This is a genomic window from Vibrio hepatarius (genome assembly GCF_043642085.1).
GTDB lineage: Bacteria > Pseudomonadota > Gammaproteobacteria > Enterobacterales > Vibrionaceae > Vibrio > Vibrio hepatarius_C.
Window position 1 is genome coordinate 365,148 of the sequence record NZ_JBHZSA010000002.1, and the last position, 19,238, is coordinate 384,385.

Sequence of the window (19,238 nt, forward strand, 5' to 3'; positions counted from 1 at the left end):
CTCGCCTTGTTTCTATACACTGTGGTTAGAACGGATGATTAGAAAGTTGATTGCTGCTTTCTAGCATCTTCTCTGCAACGTATCGATGTGTCGCGGTTGTTGGGTGGGTGACATCCCAGAATACGAACTTCTCAGAACCTTCATAAGCACACTCAGAGCGTAATGAATGGTTGTAGAGGTAATCGGCCGCAGATGAACGGTTGATGTCTAAACACGCTTCACTCGCGTTCACAAAACCATGCTCTTGCGGTGCAGAGGTTAACTCTTCAAACAGTGCATGAGTGTCGTATAGAGTGATGCTGTAGCCTTGCATCATGTAATACTCCACTTGTGACTGGATAAAGGCGTTCATCTCGACGATCTTCGCTCGGATCGCATCAATTTCCTCTTGGGTCGAATATTTAAACTGCGGAGCTCGCGTCGCATCCGGCAACGTCATCAAGAGTAAATTAGTCGCTCTTGCATCCGTTAGACGAATTAAAGCTTCGGCATAATCAGACTTTACTTCGGCCACACTTCGGCCGTAGTTCATAAAATCGTTTAAGCCGAATTCTAATGTGAAGAGGGTATTTTCTGGTCGGTAGTTCTTCGCTAACTTCGCGTAAGTGAGGTAAGAAGACACCTGATCACCAACCCCAGTTAGAGCGATGTATTGGTTCTCACCCGCAGCGCCGCCAACCGCCCAGTTGTACAGAGGCAGCCCTTTGGCTTTAGCAATGTATTCCGTCCAGACAAATCCGTTAGAGAAATGACCTAAGAACCAGCTGTCTGGGTTAGGGAAGCGCCATTGTGAGGCGTTAAAGATATTGCCTGTGTCAGAGAGGCTATCACCGAATGCGACCACTTTATTGATCTGTGCTGGTTGCATCACAGGATCATTACTCCAAATCGTATGATTATAGGAGAAACGGTTATCTGCTGCGAAGAAGGTAATATCTGCGTTGTCGTTGGCAAGATCTAAGGTCTGTTCACAGCGTTGCTGAATAACACTTTGTGGTGTGTCGGTATAAAACATGTTTTTGAAAGAGACGGCACTCCACCAATAGCCATCGATAGTGAAATAACTACCATCCGGGTTTTCGGCCCATTCCCAGTCTGTCGCAGGCTCATCTATAGAATAACTGGTCCGGTACCAACAACGTACATAAGTATAGGTTTGATTGCTTCTCGCGCTCTCAACTTGTGCAGAGCTAACCATTTCTGGAGAGATGGAGGTTTCTGATGCGGTTGCAGTGAGCGGCAGCAAAGCACTCAATAAAATCATTGTTCTATTCATAATAGTCTCGTTATCAGTCGCAATAAATGAGAAGTTCTCTCATCTAAAGGTCAGTTTCTGACTAAATACTCTAATATGTCAAATATCCATAGACTGAATGTTTCAGCTTTGGGTTGAAGATCTACTTTCAATAGATTTAGTAAATACCAAAAATCTAACCAATTTAGGATATTTACTCAAATTTGGTAAGTAATGATGCACTGATCATGTTATTAAGTAATTGCTTTATAAGGAAAATATTAGTCGATTAGTGTTAACGGAAAGTGTTGCTTTGAAGATCTTTTGTTCAAATTTATCCATTCAGGATGTAAATGTGTTGGCATTTTGAGGTTGTGGATTATAGCTATGCTGGTCACTCAGATTCACACTAAGTGACTATTAATTAACATTTAGTGAATAAAATTGTCTCAAAAGGAATAAGGCAAAATGCATCACACATCAAAAATAACAAAAGGCCTGCTATCAACGACTGCGGTCGCAGCAGCGCTAGTACTACCAACGTCAACGTACGCTTCTTTAACTGGGTTCGATGAATCGAATCTGCCAACTAAATATATTGTTAAGTTTAAAGAAGATTCATCAACGCCTTCCACATTGTCGAACAGTCGGTTTTTTGGACCGCGCATTGTGCAAGAGTCGGTATTGGAACAACTTGATGCCAATAAAGTTGAAAAGCTAGGTGACCAATCGATCTACAGCATTGAAATCGACAACGCGCAATTGAGCCAACTGAGCAATCGCAGCGATGTTGAATATGTAGAAGTTGATCCACCTCGCTATCTACTTAGTGAAACAATTCCGTGGGGTTATACTGCGGTGAATGCGCAGTTACTGGATGATAGCAACGCGGGTAATCGAACGGTTTGTATTATCGACTCGGGCTACGACTTAGCGCATAACGACCTAAGTGGTAACCGAGTTGACGGTACCAATGATAGTGGAACGGGTTCTTGGAGTGCACCGGGCAACAATAACGCGCATGGTACCCACGTAGCGGGGACAATTGCAGCGATTGCGAATACCGAAGGCATTAAGGGGGTAATGCCAAATCAAAATGTAAACCTGCATATTGTTAAAGTGTTCAACGAAGCGGGTTGGGGATATTCGTCGAGCTTGGTTAAAGCGATCCAAACTTGTGCAGACAATGGCGCTAACGTCGTTAACATGAGCTTGGGTGGTAGCCAATCGAGCGTCACGGAGCAAAATGCACTGCAGCGTATTTACGATCAAGGTGTGCTGCTAATCGCTGCAGCAGGTAACGACGGCAATACAGCGCATAGCTATCCTGCTTCTTATGATTCTGTAATGTCTGTAGCGGCAACAGATACTCATAACGACCATGCGGCGTTTTCGCAAGCGACGGATCAGGTCGAAATCTCTGGGCCGGGTGTGGCGATTCTGTCTACCGTTACGGTCGGTGAAGGTAAACTGTCTGATATCTACTTAAATGGAGTCAGCCAATTTGAACGAGGTGTTGTGCCGCATAACCGATTGGTGCAAAGAAGTGGTAGCTACACTCCAGAACCTGTTGCGGGTTCGTTCACGGGTGTACTGGCAAGTTGTGATGCTTCAAGTGGCAGCTTTGTCTGTGAAGATATGACCAACAAAATCTGTTTAGTTGAGCGAATCGGCAACCAAGGTTCAGGAAGCTATCCTGAAATTGATGCGGTGCAAGCGTGTTACGATGCTGGCGCAAGTGCGACTGTGGTATACAGTAATTCTGAATTACCTGGGCTGCAGAATCCTTTCTTAGTCGATCAAAATGATACCGCGCGTATGGTGTCTGTCACCGTCGACCGTCAATTTGGTCAAGAGCTACAGGCTTATGTCGGTCAAGAGATCACGGTCTCAACGGAGCTAGGAAAAGATTACGAATATTACAACGGTACTTCGATGGCCACTCCGCACGTGACTGGCGTAGCAGGCTTAGTATGGAGCTACTACCCAAACTGTACCGCGAGCCAAATTCGTAACGCATTAACCAAAACCACTACAGATATTGATGTTGCGGGCCGAGATAACCGAACGGGTTATGGTCTGGTCAATGCTGACGCAGCAAAAGAATACCTTGCACAAGGGTGTGAAGGCGCGGGCGGCACTGATACGAATGCATACGTCAATGAGACACGCGAATCAATCCCAGACAACAATGCGAAAGGGGTGACTAGCGGCCTTAATGTTGATCGTTCAGGAGACTCAGGCGTTGTTACCGTTGACCTTGATATCAGCCATACCTACATCGGTGATCTTAGAGTAACGCTAACGTCCCCTGACGGTGGTCAAGTAGTGCTACATGACTATTCGGGTGGCAGTCGCAACGATATCCAAACCAGTTATCAAGTTGATTTCTCCGGCTTTGATTCACTTGGCGTTTGGGAACTAAAAGTGGTCGACAGTGCCAGAAGAGATATTGGTACACTAAACCGATGGTCATTGACGTTTCCGTAAGGAGTGACAGTGAAAAACAAAACGATACTCACGCTATTGTCGTTGCTAGTTATCCCAACGATTGGGTTGGCGAGTAGCAACGCGGCAGCAGCAAACAATCAAGGGTTTCCTCTCATAGATACTCGACCTGAGCTTGTTGACCAGCAAAGTGCACGTTACTTTGTTAAATATAAGCAAGGCAAAGAACAACAGGTTCGCGACATGTTATATGAGAAAGGCCTTGAGGTGGTTGAGACGCTAGACAATGAACGAGTTTTGGTAGTGACCGGAGCGAGTGAAAACGTTGAAGCACTCAATGACAGCTCTGCCGTTGAGTACACCGAACAGGAACCAATACGGAAATTGTTGAGTCCGTAAAACATAAGGCGAACCAAGTGTTCGCCTTTTTCTTTGTTTATCAGGTATTTTCGAATTTGAACTGTGCTGTTTGAGCGGTCTTAGTTTAGTATTGAACTTAGTAGATAAGCACATGGAATTGATTTAATGCCCAATCTTAAGCGTAGCGCTGTCGTAGCACTTGCTGTTATATCCTTAGCTGGCTGTGGCTCTTTGCCAGAACAAGTGGTTCACTCAAACGAACCTGTGATCTTTACAACCAGTACGTTGTCTCAACTCAGTGCGAAGTCTGAACCGAGTGAAACAGCCGCAGAGTCCAGCTCTGTTGTGTTGCAAGAGAGTGGTTGGGATGCGCTTGCTCAAAGGCTCGCTTTAGTCGAGCTGGCGGAGCATACCATTGATATTCAATACTACATTTGGAACTCAGATGTATCGGGGTTGTACCTCGCCAATCGCTTGTACGCTGCTGCGGATCGCGGAGTGAAAGTGCGCGTGATGTTGGATGACATTAACCTCAATGAGCGTGAAGATTTGCTCACGGCGCTGGATGCCCATCCCAATATTGAAATCCGTGTGTTTAACCCAATCCCAACCAGACGTGGCGTGACTAAATGGTTGAACTTCTTAGGTGATTTCTCTCGCTTAAATCGTCGTATGCACAACAAGTCGTTCACTGTCGACGGGGCGTTTTCAATTGTCGGTGGCCGAAACATTGGCGACGAATACTTCGATCTATCCGAGCAGATAAACTTTAAAGACCGTGATGTATTGGTCAGTGGTGATGTCGTAAGTGATATCCAGTCTGGGTTTGTTGAATACTGGAACAGCCGTTGGGCGTACCCAGTAGAGCTGTTAGGGGGCGAGGTCGATACTTCGTTGCCTACCTCAGATCAAATAGCCAAGCCGAGTTATGCAAGCTACCCATCGTTACCAGACAACCCTTCTGCTGCATCACGCTTGCTGACCGACGTAATGCAAGGGGCGCACTGGGTAGACGCAAGCTATGTCTATGATGAACCTATCCCAGCAGAGGTCAGTGATACCGATACACCAAAGCGCACCGCGCAGTACTTGTCTGAGTTAGTCGATAGCGCAACGGATAGCGTTATTATGGAATCTGCCTATTTAGTGTTTGATGACAGTCAGCTAGAAGAGTGGCAAAAGCTCGAGCAAACTGGCGTCGATGTTAAAGCGCTGACCAACTCAATGGCATCTAACGATCTTGTGACTAACCATTCTGCGTATGCGGGTCGCAGGCAAGATATGCTTGAGCACGGCATTGACCTGTATGAATTAAAACCCGACAGCGAGCTATGCGTAGAGTCGACAAAAGATAGCAATAAGTGTGCGCCGTCTGTTGCTTATGGGCTTCATACTAAATCAGTTGTGATTGATGACCGTATTGCCTCTATTGGTTCGTTCAATTTTAACCTGCGCTCAACCTACCTGAATACCGAATCTATCCTAGTTATTCGTGATAAAGAGGTTGCTGAACTGCTAAACGTTAAAATGGAGCACGCTTTGACTGATGAAAATAGCTGGCATTTAGAATTAAAAGATGGCGATGTCTATTGGTTATCAGGTGACCGTGAATGGGACAAAGAGCCTGAAACAGGAAAATGGCGTCGGATGCAGTCTGGATTCCTACAATTATTGCCGATTGAAAAATATCTATAAAAAATTGAAATTAGCCCTTTACCTCAACTTAACTTGAGGTATTAGCATGTTCTCAGTTGCTTAAAACGAATCAAAAATGAATAACCTAAGGAGAGCGTTATGATTCAACTAGAACATGTAAACTTGGTCGTAAAAGATATTCCAGAGATGCTTAAATTCTACCAAGCGGCGTTTCCACATTGGTACGTGCGTGATGAAGGCCAAGGGGAGTGGTCGGGTAAGCCTCGTAACTGGCTCCATTTTGGTGATGAATACCAATACATTGCGCTCAGTGATCACGGTGAAGGTGAGAATAGATACTTAGCAGGGCATCAAGTCGGACTCGCGCATTTTGCTTATGTGACAAACAACATCGACTCTGTCATTGAAAGGTTAGTAGAGGCAGGGTTCCCAATTGCGAAAGATGGCGCAGAAGAGCCTTACCGCAAGAATGTTTACTTTGTTGACCCAGCAGGCTTTGAGATCGAATTTGTTGAATATTTGAGCGATGACCCTAAGAAAAGAAACTTAAGCAGTTAGTACGTAATAATAGAAAAGCGAGCCTGATAGCTCGCTTTTTAAATGTGGGGATGACTATTCTTGAGTCAAGGATTCTGCATCGCACTCGACTTCATAGACTAGATCAGTCACGCGATCTGGACGCAAAATGTATTCGCTTGGTACTTGGAATCGACATGCCATCATATTGTTGAACATTTCCCAGTGCTTAAGTAAGCACACTTCAATGTCATCGGTTTGATCGGCCCAAGTTTCTTTCATAAATGGCGTAAGGCTGGCAGCACCGTGCGCAAACATCATCATTTGCCATTTGATCTCCCATATTTTGACAGGTGTCTCAGGGTGATTTTCATTGTATTGCTCTGCTAGGCTATACACTAACTGCTCAATTTCGCCTGAATTATCGATAAAGTAATCAAACAGGGCATCTTCTTGACGCACTGCGTCAGCAATCAACTGAATAGGCTGTTTGCAATCAAGCATATGGGCGAGTAAACGAACGGAAAAGTGGTATAGCTTAATGTTAGAGCCGACACCTTCTGGCATATTCGCGATGATCGTGCGCATATACTTTTCCATGTACAGGTGTAATCCGTCACTGATCGAATACCAGATCTGCTCTTTGCTGCCAAAGTGATGGCGAATCAGGCTGTGCGATACGCCTGCTTTTTCACTGATATTTCGCAGCGAAACTCGTTCATAGCCAAGCTCACAAAATAGCTCAGTTGCGACACGCATAATCTCACATTTGGTTTTCTCAGCGTCTTGAGCGCTTCGTCTGCCTTGCTTTCTTTCCGTCATAGTACCTAGTCAATTTGGTTTAACGCCTTCTTTCTACCAGAAAATGAGCATCATTTCATTAAAGAATCCGCTTAACAGTATAGCCTACATAAATATTATATTGCACGGGTGGAAAATAAATATTGATCTCACTCATATAATTTATATACTGCACAGGTGTGCAATATGAAAAGATAAATAAACAATGAACACATCGACAAAAGGAATAAGACCAATGGTGCGTTTTGCTGCGATAGGGTTATCCGTATTGGTGCTTGCAGGGTGTAACAAGGCAAACTCAGAAATATCAGAGCCTGTGGTTAAGCCCGTTAAGCTGACTGAAGTGCCTAACGTTCAGAGCGAGCGTTATGATTCTTTCATTGCAAATATTGATGCGACTGATCGCGCGTCATTGTCTTTCCAAGTGGCAGGGGAAGTAGACGAACTCTTGATCCACATGGGCAGTGAAGTAAAGCAAGGCGACGTACTTGCGAAACTTGACCCAACCGATTACCAATTGGCTTATCAAGCTCGTTTAGCTGAGTTTAATTTGGCGAAAACTGTGTTCCAACGAGCGGAGACACTGCACGCTAAAAAACTCATCAGTGTTGATACCTATGATCAACATGAGGCTCAATACAAAGCGGCTCTCGCTTCTCTAGAACAAGCCAAAACAGACTTAGACTACACCCAAATCCTCGCGCCGTTTGATGGTGTAGTGTCTATTACCTTTAGCAAAGAACACCAAGTGGTTGGCGCTAACCAGCCAATACTCAATGTTATCGATAACGGCGTAATGGACGTGGTGTTTACCATTCCGGTGAGTTATGCCGAGCAGTACGGTTTAGAGCATATAGAGTCGTCTACTTTTCATGTTGTTATGGACAGCCATAGCGGAGTGGCTATTCCTGCACGATTCAAAGAAATTTCGACCAAACCTGACAGTGATACAAATAGCTATTCTGCCAGCGTGTCTATTGAGCGTCCTAAGTTAATGAACCTGCTCCCGGGCATGACTGCACAAGTGAAATTACTTAATGAAACGGGGCAACGATTCGTTCAGATAGCGGATACGGCGTGGGTCTTTAAGCAAGATACCAGCGGTGAGCTATATCGATTTGATCAAGACTCGCAAACCATCTCTCCGATTGAGGTTCAACTGGATAGCAATGGCAATGTGATTGCGGGGTTAAACAGTGGCGACCTTATTGTCGAAGCCGGTGTAGAGAGTCTGCTACCAGGTCAACAAGTGAAAGCATGGAAGAAAGAAGGTGGTATCTAGGATGCTTAGTAATAAATTTGCCGTAGCGATGCTATCAGCCAGTGTGTTAGTCGCTTGTACGCCAGAGGTGGAACACCGCCCAACGAAACCAGTCATGGTTGATACATTTACCGTAGAACAAGCGTCTCAGAGTCAATATCGTAACTTCAATGCCCAAGTGATGCCTGCAGAGTTGACGCCGCTGGCTTTTCGTATGGATGGTGAGCTGTCGGCTATTTTAGTCAAAGAGGGCGATCGTGTATCGAAAGGGCAAGTCGTCGCCTTGTTAGATGATGCGAAGAGCAAGCAGCAACTGATCGATGCTCAAGTGAAATATGAGTTGGCCTTAAAACAAGCGAAACGCGGTGAGGAGTTACGTGGCAACAAGATGATCTCACGTGCCGAACTCGATGAGTTGAACGCCAATTTGCAATTGGCAAACGCGAACTTAGGTGTGGCAAAAGCCAGCATGCGCTACACACGTTTAACGGCTCCGTTTGATGGCGTTATTTCATCTGTTGATAAGAAAAAACACGAGAACGTAACACCCGGCGAACAAGTGGTCACGATTTATCAAAATGACCAAGTATACGTAAAGATTGAAGTTTCTGACTCTGTGCTTGCGATGTTGAACCCGAATGTTAATGCACAGAGCTACCAGCCTACGGCGACCTTTGCTGGCCATGAAGGCAGTTACCCAGTGAGCTATTTGGAACACACTAGTGAGCTTCATCCACAAAGCCAAACTTATGAGGTTTGGCTCAACATGCCGCAAATCGAACATCAAATTTTGCCCGGAACCAGTGCGAGAGTTTCCGTTGATCTGATTAAGGCGGGACTGAGCACATTTGAAGCTTACCAACTTCCTATGACAGCAATTGATGCTGGGAGTGAAGCTCAGCAGTTTCACGTTTGGAAACTCGAAAGTGGCGAAGCGCACAAATATCCGATCAGCGTTGACCAAATCACAGGTAACGGTGCTTTAGTCGCATCGGGCGTGAGTAAAGGCGATGTTCTCATTAATTCGAATCTGAGAAAGCTGCGTGAAGGAATGGAAATTAAAGGAGTTGAGCTGTGAGCATTGCTGAGTACTCAATAAAGAATAAAGTGATCAGTTGGCTATTCCTCGTCATTCTGGCGGTGGGGGGTTATACCTCGTTCATGGATTTGGGCAGACTTGAAGACCCTGCGTTTACCATCAAAGACGCAATGATTATTTCTACTTATCCGGGGGCAACGTCTCAAGAGGTAGAAGAAGAGCTGACTTATCCACTAGAAAAGGAAATCCGTAAGCTACCTTACTTAGACAAAATTACCTCGACTTCATCGAACGGAATGTCGCAGATAATGGTCAGTATGGAGATGGAATACGGCCCAGACGAACTCCCTCAGATTTGGGATGAAATGCGCCGTAAGATCAACGATCTTCAACCAACGTTGCCATCTGGGGTGAACTCAATTCAGATCATTGATGATTTTGGTGATGTATACGGCATCATGCTCATGCTTACTGGCAACGGCTATGACTATATTGAGCTTAAGCGCTATGCCGATTATCTGAGTCGTGAGTTAGAGCTGGTTGATGGTGTAGGTAAAGTGGCCATTGCCGGTGATCAGCAAGAGCAAGTGTTTGTTGAGGTTTCTTTAGAGCGATTAGCCGCTCTTAATCTTGACATGAACACGGTTGTCGGTCTGCTTAGCCAGCAAAACAGTGTCCAATCAGCGGGCGAAGTGATGGTTAACGGACAAACACTGACCATCCGCCCTAATGGCACTATGAGCTCGCAGCAGGAGCTAGAAGATTTAATTATTCATGGTCGTGATACAGGTAACCTGATTCGACTAAAAGATGTCGCAACGGTGACTCGCGGTATTCAAGAGAAGCCGAGTAATGTCATCACCTTCAACGGCCAACCAGCCATAAACCTTGCTATATCATTTCGAGCTGGTGTAAACGTCGTTGAAGTGGGTAAAGCCTTAGAATCAGAGCTCGAAGCGCTAGAGTCTATTCGTCCGGCAGGAGTAGAGATTAACTACTTCTATAACCAGTCGGCGGAAGTCGAGAAGTCAGTCGATGATTTCATCGTCAGCTTAGGTCAAGCAGTAGCGATCGTAATCATCGTGCTGTTATTTGCAATGGGCTTGCGTAGTGGCCTGATCATCGGTGCTGTGTTGTTACTGACGGTGATGGGCACGTTTATTCTGATGAAGCAAAATGATGTCGAACTTCACCGTATTTCGCTTGGTGCACTCATCATTGCGCTAGGTATGCTGGTGGACAATGCCATTGTTGTTGTGGAAGGAATATTGGTTGGATTGAAGCGTGGCAAAACCAAACTTCAAGCCTCGGTTGATATTGTTAAGCAGACTCAATGGCCACTACTTGGCGCGACCATCATTGCGATTACGGCGTTTGCTCCAATCGGCCTGTCTGAAGATGCGACCGGTGAGTTCATGGGCTCACTATTCTGGGTGTTATGTTATTCACTCTTCTTGAGTTGGATTACAGCGCTGACACTTACTCCGTTTTTAGCAGACCTACTGCTGAAAGAGGAAGACAAACTAGCGCAAGCAGAAGATGTCGACCCATACAAAGGCGTATTGTTTACGGTCTTCGGCGCAAGCCTTAAGTTCGCACTGCGTTTCCGCTGGTTAACGGTCATCAGCATGGTTGGTCTGCTTGTCGCTGCGGTTGCGGGTTTTGGAATGGTTAAGCAGCAGTTCTTCCCGCCGAGCAATACACCGATGTTTTACGTTGATATGTGGATGCCGGAAGGGACAGACATTCGCGAGACGATCAACGAGACCAAAAAGGTTGAGCAGTACATTCGCCAGCAAGAGAACGTCGAGTTTGTCTCTACCACGACGGGACAAGGCCTACAGCGTTTCGCATTAACCTATCAACCGGAGAAAAGCTACGAAGCGTATACCCAGTTACAGGTGCGTACCTCTGATCGAGAAACCATGTTCGAACTGCTGGCAGAGCTAGACGAAAACCTAGCAGTGAAGTTCAATCAACCAACGTTTCAGTTTAAGTTGATGGAGTTCGGTCCGTCACCTGCGTCAAAGATTGAAGCGCGAATTACTGGCCCTGATCCTAAAGTTCTGCGTGAAATCGCGGTGCAGGTCGAAGACGTATTACTGCAAGACCCTGGTGCTAGGAACGTCCGTCATGACTGGCGTGAGCGTACAAAAGAACTGGTTCCTCAATTCAATGAGTCTAAGGCGCGACGCTTAGGTATCTCCAAAGAAGACTTATCGAACACCCTGCAGATGGCATTTGGTGGAACACCGATTGGCTTACTGCGCGACGGTACGCACATGTTGCCGATCATTACTCGTCTGCCTGAGCAAGAGCGTATTGATTTTGAATCTCTGGCTAACGTGAAAATTTGGAGCCCAACGCTACAAAGCTATGTTCCTGTTGAGCAAGTCATTGATGGTGTAGCCCTAGAGTGGCAAGAGCCGTTAATTCAGCGTCGAGATAGAAAACGCACTTTGACCGTACTTGCCGATCACGATGTGTTAGGACATGAGACACCAGCGAGTTTATTTAGTCGAGTGAAACCAAGTATTGAGGCGCTAACACTCCCTGTTGGCTACGAAATTACTTGGGGTGGCGAGTATGAATCTTCAAAGGATGCGCAAGAAGCACTGTTTGGCTCTTTGCCGATGGGTTACTTGCTGATGTTCATTATCACTATGTTGCTGTTTAACTCATTGCGAAAGCCGTTAGTCATTTGGTTCACGGTTCCTCTGTCTATCATCGGTGTTTCTATTGGCCTGCTCGCGACGGATATGCCGTTTAGTTTTACCGCCTTCCTCGGTCTATTAAGTCTGAGTGGGATGATCTTGAAAAACGGTATTGTATTGCTCGACCAAATCAACATCGAACTTGAGTCGGGTAAAGACCCATATCAAGCGGTATTTGATAGTGCTATCTCACGAGTACGTCCCGTGAGTATGGCAGCACTGACCACAATTCTGGGCATGATCCCACTTGTGTTTGATGCATTTTTTGGCTCAATGGCGATTACCATTATGGCTGGCTTAGGCTTTGCTACGGTGCTAACACTGATTGTTGTACCGGTATTATTCGCTATTTTTTATCGAATCAAACCATCCACTGCCGGATAGTTCAAGGATTGAAATCGATTCGTTTAATGCCAGCCCGGATTAATTCCGGGCTTTTTTCATCCTATTTTTGGGCTTGAAAACTGGACTCAACTTGATGATTTTTCATGCTGAAGAGAGTAAAATTCCCAGTTTCAAACAGTACACTGAACATTAGTCTAAAAGCGTTTCTCGTCATGTACTCGCCGCCTTATCGTACTGAAATGCTAAATTGAATCGAATACTAAAATTTTCTAGAAAGAACGAGTCGTATGACAAAAACTGAGTTTTTCGCGCATTATGTGCGCATGAATCGTAAATCGTATTTGCTTGCGATTGTATTTATCTTTCTTGTTAACTGGCTGCAAGTCGAAATCCCACGTTATATTCAACTAGCGATTGATTTGATTGAAGATGCGTCGGTGGCAGGCCATGACCAACTTAAAAACTACGTTGGTATTGTGGTCGCTATGTCGATAGCGATGGTGGTCGTCCGTATTCTATCCCGCATCTATGCATTGAACCCTGGCAGGATTACAGAAGCGGCATTAAAAAATACACTGCTTCAAAAGCTCAATCGTTTGCCGAGTAGTTTTCATCAGCAGTTTGCTTCTGGCCGCCTCATTTCAATCATCAATAATGATCTCAACGGAATTCGACTGTTATTCGGGGTCGGATTTTTGCAGTTTTTTAATGCCTTGTTAGCACTGTCATTAACCCCTTTGTACATGTGGCGCATTTCTCCTGAGCTGACTTTGTATTCAGTTATTCCCATTTCAATTGCTTTCGTCATATTTCGAGTGGGTTTTACGCGCATGAAAACTTTGCACCTTGAACATATGAATCGACTGCAAAACTTATCGGCTCAAATGATGAATTACTTGTCTGGTATCGACTTAATTAAGAGCCAGAACATGTCTCCTTGGGTGAAAGCTGAGATAGAAAAGCTCAACCAACAATTACTGCGCTGCCGCATGAGAATCATGCGCATACAAGTCTACTTTATGCCGGTTTTGGATTACGCCAATGACTTAATGAAGATCATTATTCTAGGTCTAGGCGGGTACATGTTGATGGCGCAAGAGCTGACACTGGGTGAGATAACCGCATTTCTGACTTATTCCGTGCTGCTTGCGATGCCATTAATGCAGTTGGGCCGTATCGCGACCGTTTATCAGCGAGGAATTGTTGGCATTCAGAGCGCTCAAACAATCTTGAACGCGGATATGCCAGAGCTAGATGAAATTAAACTTTCTCAGCCTGAAGTTGCTCAACTCACGGGGAAAACCATCTCTGTCCGTAACTTGAGTTTTCAATATGATTCAGATGAAGAAAATGTACTGTCCAATGTTAGCTTTGATATCCCGAAAGGAAAGAAAGTCGGGGTGCTTGGTGGGATCGGTGCGGGTAAAACGACGCTGGTTAACTGCCTAAACCATCATCTAGAGGTACCCGCAGGAAGTATCTTTATTGGTGATAGGGACATTACCTCTTTTTCGCGCTCGGACTTGCGACGCTATATCAAAACAGTGACCCAAGATCCGTACTTGTTTTCAGCAACGGTTGAAGACAACATCCGCTTTGGTAGTCAGAGTGAGGTGGCTAAAGCGCAAGTCGATGAAGTATTAGAACTCAGTCAGTTGGCCAGTGATGTGTCTCGTTTTGAACATGGTGACCAAACCCTAGTGGGTGAAAAAGGCATTATGCTGTCTGGCGGGCAAAAGCAAAGGCTTAGTATTGCGCGTGCGCTTCTAGAGCCTGCAGAGTTGATCATCATGGATAACGTACTCTCTGCCGTTGACTACGAAACAGAGAGAAAAATCTTAGAGAATCTATTCGAACATTTAGGCGACAAGTCAGTTTTGGTCGTGTCTCACCGTGTTAATGCTCTTGAATATATGGATGAGATTGTTGTTTTAAACAACGGTGAAGTGATTGCCCGAGGGGAGCATCAAACGTTGCTCAAAACGTGTGATTACTATCTAGAAACTTGGCAACTACAACAAAATGAGACGGAGGCAGCAGCATGTTAAAAGGTGTCGACGTCAAATATCTTAAGCACTTCTTCAAGTTCGCTAAGAAGTATAAGAAGTCAGCAATTTTGGGCATCGCAATGTTGCCGCTTACTGTGATGACGAGTTTACTGTTTCCATGGTTAATCATCCAAATCATCGATGTCCACCTCAGTCAGGGAGACATGGAGGGCTTGCTAGAATATGTCTCGTATTTAGTTGCGGTTCTAGTGATGAGTTACCTAGTTGATACGACTTACTCATACAACTTACGAAAAACGGGACAAAACACCGTGACAGATATGCGCAGTGTTCTGTTTGATCGCGTATTAAAGTTACCCCGCAGCTATTTTGATAGTACGCCTATTGGTGTCACGCTATCTCGCCTGACAAGTGACCTAGAAACCATCGGAGAGACCTTCGTACAATCGGTGGTGGGGTTGGTGAAGGATACGTTTAACACCATTGCTTTGTTGGTGATGATGTTTTTAATTGATTGGCAACTAACGCTGATTGTTTTGGTTGTCATGCCGCCGGTGATGTACTTAACGGTATACGTGAGAAACAAGCTCCGTGAGCTGTATCTGCTGACTCGCTCTGCATTAGCAAGAGGCGTTGGCTTTTTGCAGGAAGTCTTGTTTGGTATGAAAACCGTTCAAATGTATCGAGCAGAGACACAAGTAGAAGAGAAGTTCAAAAGCTACACTGATGAATTTTTGCGTGCGCAGAAGAAGATCAACAAATATGATGCAATTCTGTTTTCCTTTATCTCGGGTATTACCTCTGTAACCATTGCTCTACTGATTTGGTACGGTTCAGAACAAGTGATTGCAGGTGCTTTGACACTTGGTGTTTTGATTGCATTTATCAATACCTTGGAAAAAGTCTTTGTCCCGATACGTGACTTCACCTCTCAAATTGCCTCAATACAGAGCTCATTTGCTGCGTTCGATCATATTGAAGAGCTCTTCGCTCAACCGACAGCGGAAGAAGGGCGCCAGTTATTGTCAACTAAAGAAGTGAAACGTCAACTCACACAGTTCGAGAGATTGGAGTTTCGTAATGTGAGCTTCCGCTACAAGGATGATGCACCATATGTATTAAACAATGTCTCCTTTGTACTCGAAAAAGGCCATCAAATAGCGCTGGTAGGGTCAACAGGTTCAGGGAAGTCGACAATACTGCGGTTGATCTCTAGGACTTATCTAAACTACGAAGGAAGCATCCTATTGAACGGTATCGAGTTGTCACAAATTGCCGTAGAGGACTCCATGCACCTGTTCTCACTGATGATGCAGGAAGTTCATTTATTTGAAGAGAGTATCGAGTTTAACATTGCGTTAGGTAAACCCGAGATAGAGAGTAAGGATGTAGAACAGTCGGCTGAGTATGTATACGCGAATCGTTTTATCGATAAGCTCCCTGGGCGATATGAGTTCAAAATTGAAAAGAATGGTTCGAACCTCTCAGTAGGGCAAACCCAGTTGATTTCATTTGCTCGTGCGGTTGCACAAGGCGGGCAAGTTATGATGTTAGACGAAGCAACGAGTTCGGTCGACTCTATCACTGAATCCCTCATTCAAAAAGCGATGCAGCGATTGTTTAATGAGAAGACGGTTATCGCTATTGCTCACCGGTTAAGTACTGTAAGGCACTCTGACATGATACTCGTGTTGGAAAAGGGTGAGATTGTTGAGCGAGGAAATCATAAACAGTTACTGGCTCTTAATGGTTTATACGCAGGCTTGTTAAATGAAACCATCAAGTCGTCTAGTGACAATATCGAAATTGCAGGCCAATAATGTAATACTTGTTATCAACAAAAATTCAATAAACGATACAGCCCGGATTAAATCCGGGCTTTTTTATCTCGCTAATATTTAGCTCTGATAAATAAGTAAAAGATATAGTAAATATTTCTGTTTTCATAATTAAATATAGACAATGGTATAGGTGTGAATTATTTATCTAACCTTTGTTAATCATAATCTTATAAATTCTGTGGTTATATCCTAGTTGAAGTGTTGACCCAGTCTAATACTAAAGTTTAAATCTTTATTGATGGCTTACTCACTAAATTTTCTTAGGTTATGGGAAACTAACTATTGATATTTCACGTAATGGAAATTTTATGCAAATGCTATGCAATTATATATAATCCTTAAAATAACAGTAACTTAAATCTTAATGAGAGAACTATTGGTTAAAAAATAACCATTAAAAACATATACTTAATTTGAGTTAACATCAATATAACATTTCATTCCATATGAGACTTTGTTCAACTTTACGAACTAATTTCGAGAAAATATTTGAACTGTAATAATTTAGGATTAGTTTTAAATATTAAAAGGCACAGGGAAGCCTTAATAGGTTTTATTTGATTTCGATTTTTACGTATTGAGTTACGTATAAATTAGAACTTATTACGTTATATTTATTGCTTGTTAAGAATGGAGTCCATTAATGAAGAAAATTGCTTTGATCACAGGCTCGAAAGGTGGAATAGGTTCTGCTATTTCGGAGCAGTTAGTGAATGACGGATATCGAATCATCGCGACGTACTTTACTGGTAACTACGAGTGCGCGTTAGAGTGGTTCAATGAGAAGCGATTTAGCGAAGATCAGGTACGCTTGTTTGAACTGGATGTGACCAATACAGAGCAGTGTGCGGAGCGCCTAGCGATTTTGCTTGAAGAAGAGGGCACCATTGATGTCATCGTCAATAATGCAGGCATTACTCGTGATGGAACGTTCAAAAAGATGCAAGCGTCAGCATGGAAAGAAGTGATTGAAACAAATCTCAACAGTGTGTTTAACGTTACCCAACCTCTGTTTGCCGCTATGTGTGAAAAGGGCAACGGCCGAGTTGTTAACATTTCATCGGTGAATGGACTAAAGGGCCAATTCGGACAAACCAACTACTCTGCAGCGAAAGCGGGCATGATTGGTTTTTCGAAAGCGCTTGCAGCGGAAGGCGCTCGTAGTGGTGTCACAGTAAATGTTGTGGCACCGGGTTATACGGGGACGCCAATGGTGGAAGCAATGAAGCCAGAAGCGTTGGAATCTATCAAAGCTCAAATTCCTATGGGTCGTCTCGCAACACCAACTGAAGTTGCAAAATCGGTCTCTTTCTTAGTCAGTGATGCAGGCGCGTACATTACAGGGGAAACACTCTCTGTAAACGGCGGCTTATACATGCATTAAGAAGGGGCAGAATAATGGAAAAAGTATATATCGTAGCGGCAAAGCGTACTCCAATTGGCTCATTTGGTGGAACGCTGAAAGACATCTCTGCTGGTAACTTAGCGTCAATCGCGATTAAAGCGGCGCTGTCAGAAGGTAATGTTGACGTGAACCTAGTTGATGAGGTGATCGTTGGTAATGTGATTAGTGCTGGTCAAGGGATGGGAGTCGGCAGACAAGCGTCTCTCTACGCTGGAATTCCCAATGAAGTGCCAGCGTACTCTATCAATATGGTTTGTGGCAGCGGTATGAAGTCGGTTATGGACGCGGCGAGTCACATTAAAGCTGGAGACGCTAACATAGTTGTTGCTGCTGGTGTTGAAGTGATGTCGCAAATCCCATTTACTATTCCTTCTGGTATTCGTGACGGCCACAAAATGGGCAATATGAATCTGACAGACTTGCTGATCAATGATGGTCTGACGGATGTGTATAACCAATATCATATGGGTGTTACGGCTGAAAATATCGCAAAAGCCGTAGACCTTAGTCGTGAGCAGCAAGATGAATATGCGTTAGGTAGTCAACTTAAGGCTGTGTCAGCGATTGAAGCTGGAAAGTTCAAGCAAGAGATTGTTGCTGTTGATGTGAAGAAACGTCGCGAAACCGTTGTATTTGATACGGATGAATATCCAAAAGCGGAAGCAACACTAAGCGGATTGGCAAAACTACGACCAGCGTTCGATCGTGAAGGCACAGTGACGGCAGGAAATGCTTCAGGCCTAAATGATGGTGCGAGTGCGGTTATTGTTGCCAGTGAATCTGCGGTTAAAAAGCATGGGTTAAAACCTATTGCAGAAATCGTGAGTTATGGCCAGTCAGGTCTAGAGCCGGAGCTAATGGGACTCGGTCCTGTAGAAGCGGTCAGCATTGCACTCGATAAAGCAGATTTAAGCATCGAAGACCTAGATCTGTATGAACTTAACGAAGCATTTTCGGCGCAAGCACTTGGCGTTATCCATAAACTTGCGGATAAACACCAAGTATCGATTTCAACCATCTTAGATAAAGCCAACGTAAACGGTGGGGCAATTGCGTTAGGCCATCCACTCGGAGCGTCTGGTAACCGAATTCTTGTATCACTCATCCATGAACTCAACCGAAGAGGTGACCAGTACGGTGTGGCGTCTCTATGTGTTGGTGGTGGCATGGGTACCGCGCTAATCATCAAATCAACCCAGTAATTATTAAATGGAATTAACCCAGGAGTAATACTCATGTACACAGATTTTTTTAAAACATTTAGCGATCAAACTGAAAAAAGCCTAGAACCATACCTAAAGTTCAACAAGCTGGTGACTAAGAATATTGAAGTATTAACTGAGCTTCAGCTGAACGCGATACGTACTTACAGCGAAATGGGCCTGACTCAAATGAAAGCGGCAAGTGAAATCAAAGATGTAACGTCACTAACTGCGTTCAACAGCCAGCAGCTAAGTGTTCTAACTAAGTTGTCTCAGCAAATGATGGACGATAGCAACAAGCTTCAAGCCGTTGCCAAAGAGTTCAAAGATGATGTGGAACAGATGACGACGGAAAACCTTAAGACAGTGACTCCCGCATAACACTGCCTATATTAGCCGCCGAAAGG

At 44.4% G+C, this 19,238-nt stretch carries 14 protein-coding genes; 12 read left to right on the plus strand and 2 right to left on the minus strand.

The features are described from left to right. Positions 1 to 25 precede the first annotated feature (25 nt). On the minus strand, positions 26 to 1,276 hold the full coding sequence (locus ACHUFZ_RS04750) for an SGNH/GDSL hydrolase family protein (RefSeq protein WP_394126123.1): 1,251 nt from the start codon (positions 1,274 to 1,276) through the stop codon (positions 26 to 28). 426 nt (positions 1,277 to 1,702) lie between these two features. On the opposite strand from ACHUFZ_RS04750, the gene ACHUFZ_RS04755 reads away from it, so the two are divergent. The 4 genes from ACHUFZ_RS04755 to ACHUFZ_RS04770 all read left to right on the plus strand — a co-directional run bounded on the left by ACHUFZ_RS04755 (position 1,703) and on the right by ACHUFZ_RS04770 (position 6,256). Continuing rightward, entirely contained in the window at positions 1,703 to 3,724 is a 2,022-nt protein-coding gene (locus ACHUFZ_RS04755) for a S8 family serine peptidase (RefSeq protein ID WP_394126124.1), read from the plus strand. Between the two features lie 9 nt (positions 3,725 to 3,733). Further along, positions 3,734 to 4,081, plus strand: coding sequence for an ATPase (locus ACHUFZ_RS04760; RefSeq protein WP_394126125.1), 348 nt, complete (start codon positions 3,734 to 3,736; stop codon positions 4,079 to 4,081). Between the two features lie 126 nt (positions 4,082 to 4,207). After that, a complete protein-coding gene (locus ACHUFZ_RS04765; protein ID WP_394126126.1) occupies positions 4,208 to 5,737 on the plus strand; it encodes a phospholipase D family protein in 1,530 nt (509 codons plus the stop codon). Between the two features lie 99 nt (positions 5,738 to 5,836). Continuing rightward, positions 5,837 to 6,256, plus strand: a complete 420-nt coding sequence (locus ACHUFZ_RS04770) for a VOC family protein (protein WP_394126127.1) — start codon at positions 5,837 to 5,839, stop codon at positions 6,254 to 6,256. Positions 6,257 to 6,310: 54 nt separating this feature from the next. Here the strand turns inward: ACHUFZ_RS04770 and ACHUFZ_RS04775 are convergent, their stop codons facing one another. Beyond that, on the minus strand, positions 6,311 to 7,036 hold the full coding sequence (locus tag ACHUFZ_RS04775; protein WP_394126128.1) for a TetR/AcrR family transcriptional regulator: 726 nt from the start codon (positions 7,034 to 7,036) through the stop codon (positions 6,311 to 6,313). A gap of 214 nt (positions 7,037 to 7,250) precedes the next feature. Between ACHUFZ_RS04775 and ACHUFZ_RS04780 the strand changes: the two genes are divergently transcribed. The 8 genes from ACHUFZ_RS04780 to ACHUFZ_RS04815 all read left to right on the plus strand — a co-directional run bounded on the left by ACHUFZ_RS04780 (position 7,251) and on the right by ACHUFZ_RS04815 (position 19,212). Then, positions 7,251 to 8,297, plus strand: a complete 1,047-nt coding sequence (locus ACHUFZ_RS04780) for an efflux RND transporter periplasmic adaptor subunit (RefSeq protein WP_394126129.1) — start codon at positions 7,251 to 7,253, stop codon at positions 8,295 to 8,297. A gap of 1 nt (position 8,298) precedes the next feature. Further along, the gene (locus tag ACHUFZ_RS04785) at positions 8,299 to 9,354 is read left to right on the plus strand and encodes an efflux RND transporter periplasmic adaptor subunit (protein WP_394126130.1); all 1,056 of its coding nucleotides are present in this window, start codon (positions 8,299 to 8,301) and stop codon (positions 9,352 to 9,354) included. Next, positions 9,351 to 12,413: an efflux RND transporter permease subunit gene (locus ACHUFZ_RS04790; RefSeq protein WP_394126131.1), complete on the plus strand. Its 3,063-nt coding sequence runs from the start codon at positions 9,351 to 9,353 to the stop codon at positions 12,411 to 12,413. Before ACHUFZ_RS04785 ends, ACHUFZ_RS04790 begins: the two co-directional genes overlap by 4 nt. Before the next feature lie 248 nt (positions 12,414 to 12,661). Further along, positions 12,662 to 14,422, plus strand: a complete 1,761-nt coding sequence (locus ACHUFZ_RS04795) for an ABC transporter ATP-binding protein (RefSeq protein ID WP_394126132.1) — start codon at positions 12,662 to 12,664, stop codon at positions 14,420 to 14,422. After that, positions 14,416 to 16,203, plus strand: coding sequence for an ABC transporter ATP-binding protein (locus tag ACHUFZ_RS04800; protein ID WP_394126133.1), 1,788 nt, complete (start codon positions 14,416 to 14,418; stop codon positions 16,201 to 16,203). The genes ACHUFZ_RS04795 and ACHUFZ_RS04800 overlap by 7 nt, the downstream gene beginning before the upstream one ends. 664 nt (positions 16,204 to 16,867) lie before the next feature. After that, positions 16,868 to 17,608, plus strand: coding sequence for an SDR family oxidoreductase (locus tag ACHUFZ_RS04805; RefSeq protein ID WP_394126134.1), 741 nt, complete (start codon positions 16,868 to 16,870; stop codon positions 17,606 to 17,608). Positions 17,609 to 17,622: 14 nt separating this feature from the next. Continuing rightward, a complete protein-coding gene (locus tag ACHUFZ_RS04810; protein ID WP_394126135.1) occupies positions 17,623 to 18,831 on the plus strand; it encodes an acetyl-CoA C-acetyltransferase in 1,209 nt (402 codons plus the stop codon). 33 nt (positions 18,832 to 18,864) lie between these two features. After that, complete coding sequence (locus tag ACHUFZ_RS04815; RefSeq protein ID WP_394126136.1) at positions 18,865 to 19,212, plus strand: phasin family protein; 348 nt, start codon at positions 18,865 to 18,867, stop codon at positions 19,210 to 19,212. The last annotated feature ends 26 nt before the right edge of the window (positions 19,213 to 19,238 follow it).

Coding starts and splice junctions, on each gene's coding strand:
- ACHUFZ_RS04750 (WP_394126123.1), bottom strand. CDS start 1,276: ATGAATAGAACAATGATTTTATTGAGTGCTTTGCTGCCGCTCACTGCA.
- ACHUFZ_RS04755 (WP_394126124.1), top strand. CDS start 1,703: ATGCATCACACATCAAAAATAACAAAAGGCCTGCTATCAACGACTGCG.
- ACHUFZ_RS04765 (WP_394126126.1), top strand. CDS start 4,208: ATGCCCAATCTTAAGCGTAGCGCTGTCGTAGCACTTGCTGTTATATCC.
- ACHUFZ_RS04770 (WP_394126127.1), top strand. CDS start 5,837: ATGATTCAACTAGAACATGTAAACTTGGTCGTAAAAGATATTCCAGAG.
- ACHUFZ_RS04775 (WP_394126128.1), bottom strand. CDS start 7,036: ATGACGGAAAGAAAGCAAGGCAGACGAAGCGCTCAAGACGCTGAGAAA.
- ACHUFZ_RS04780 (WP_394126129.1), top strand. CDS start 7,251: ATGGTGCGTTTTGCTGCGATAGGGTTATCCGTATTGGTGCTTGCAGGG.
- ACHUFZ_RS04785 (WP_394126130.1), top strand. CDS start 8,299: ATGCTTAGTAATAAATTTGCCGTAGCGATGCTATCAGCCAGTGTGTTA.
- ACHUFZ_RS04795 (WP_394126132.1), top strand. CDS start 12,662: ATGACAAAAACTGAGTTTTTCGCGCATTATGTGCGCATGAATCGTAAA.
- ACHUFZ_RS04800 (WP_394126133.1), top strand. CDS start 14,416: ATGTTAAAAGGTGTCGACGTCAAATATCTTAAGCACTTCTTCAAGTTC.
- ACHUFZ_RS04805 (WP_394126134.1), top strand. CDS start 16,868: ATGAAGAAAATTGCTTTGATCACAGGCTCGAAAGGTGGAATAGGTTCT.
- ACHUFZ_RS04810 (WP_394126135.1), top strand. CDS start 17,623: ATGGAAAAAGTATATATCGTAGCGGCAAAGCGTACTCCAATTGGCTCA.
- ACHUFZ_RS04815 (WP_394126136.1), top strand. CDS start 18,865: ATGTACACAGATTTTTTTAAAACATTTAGCGATCAAACTGAAAAAAGC.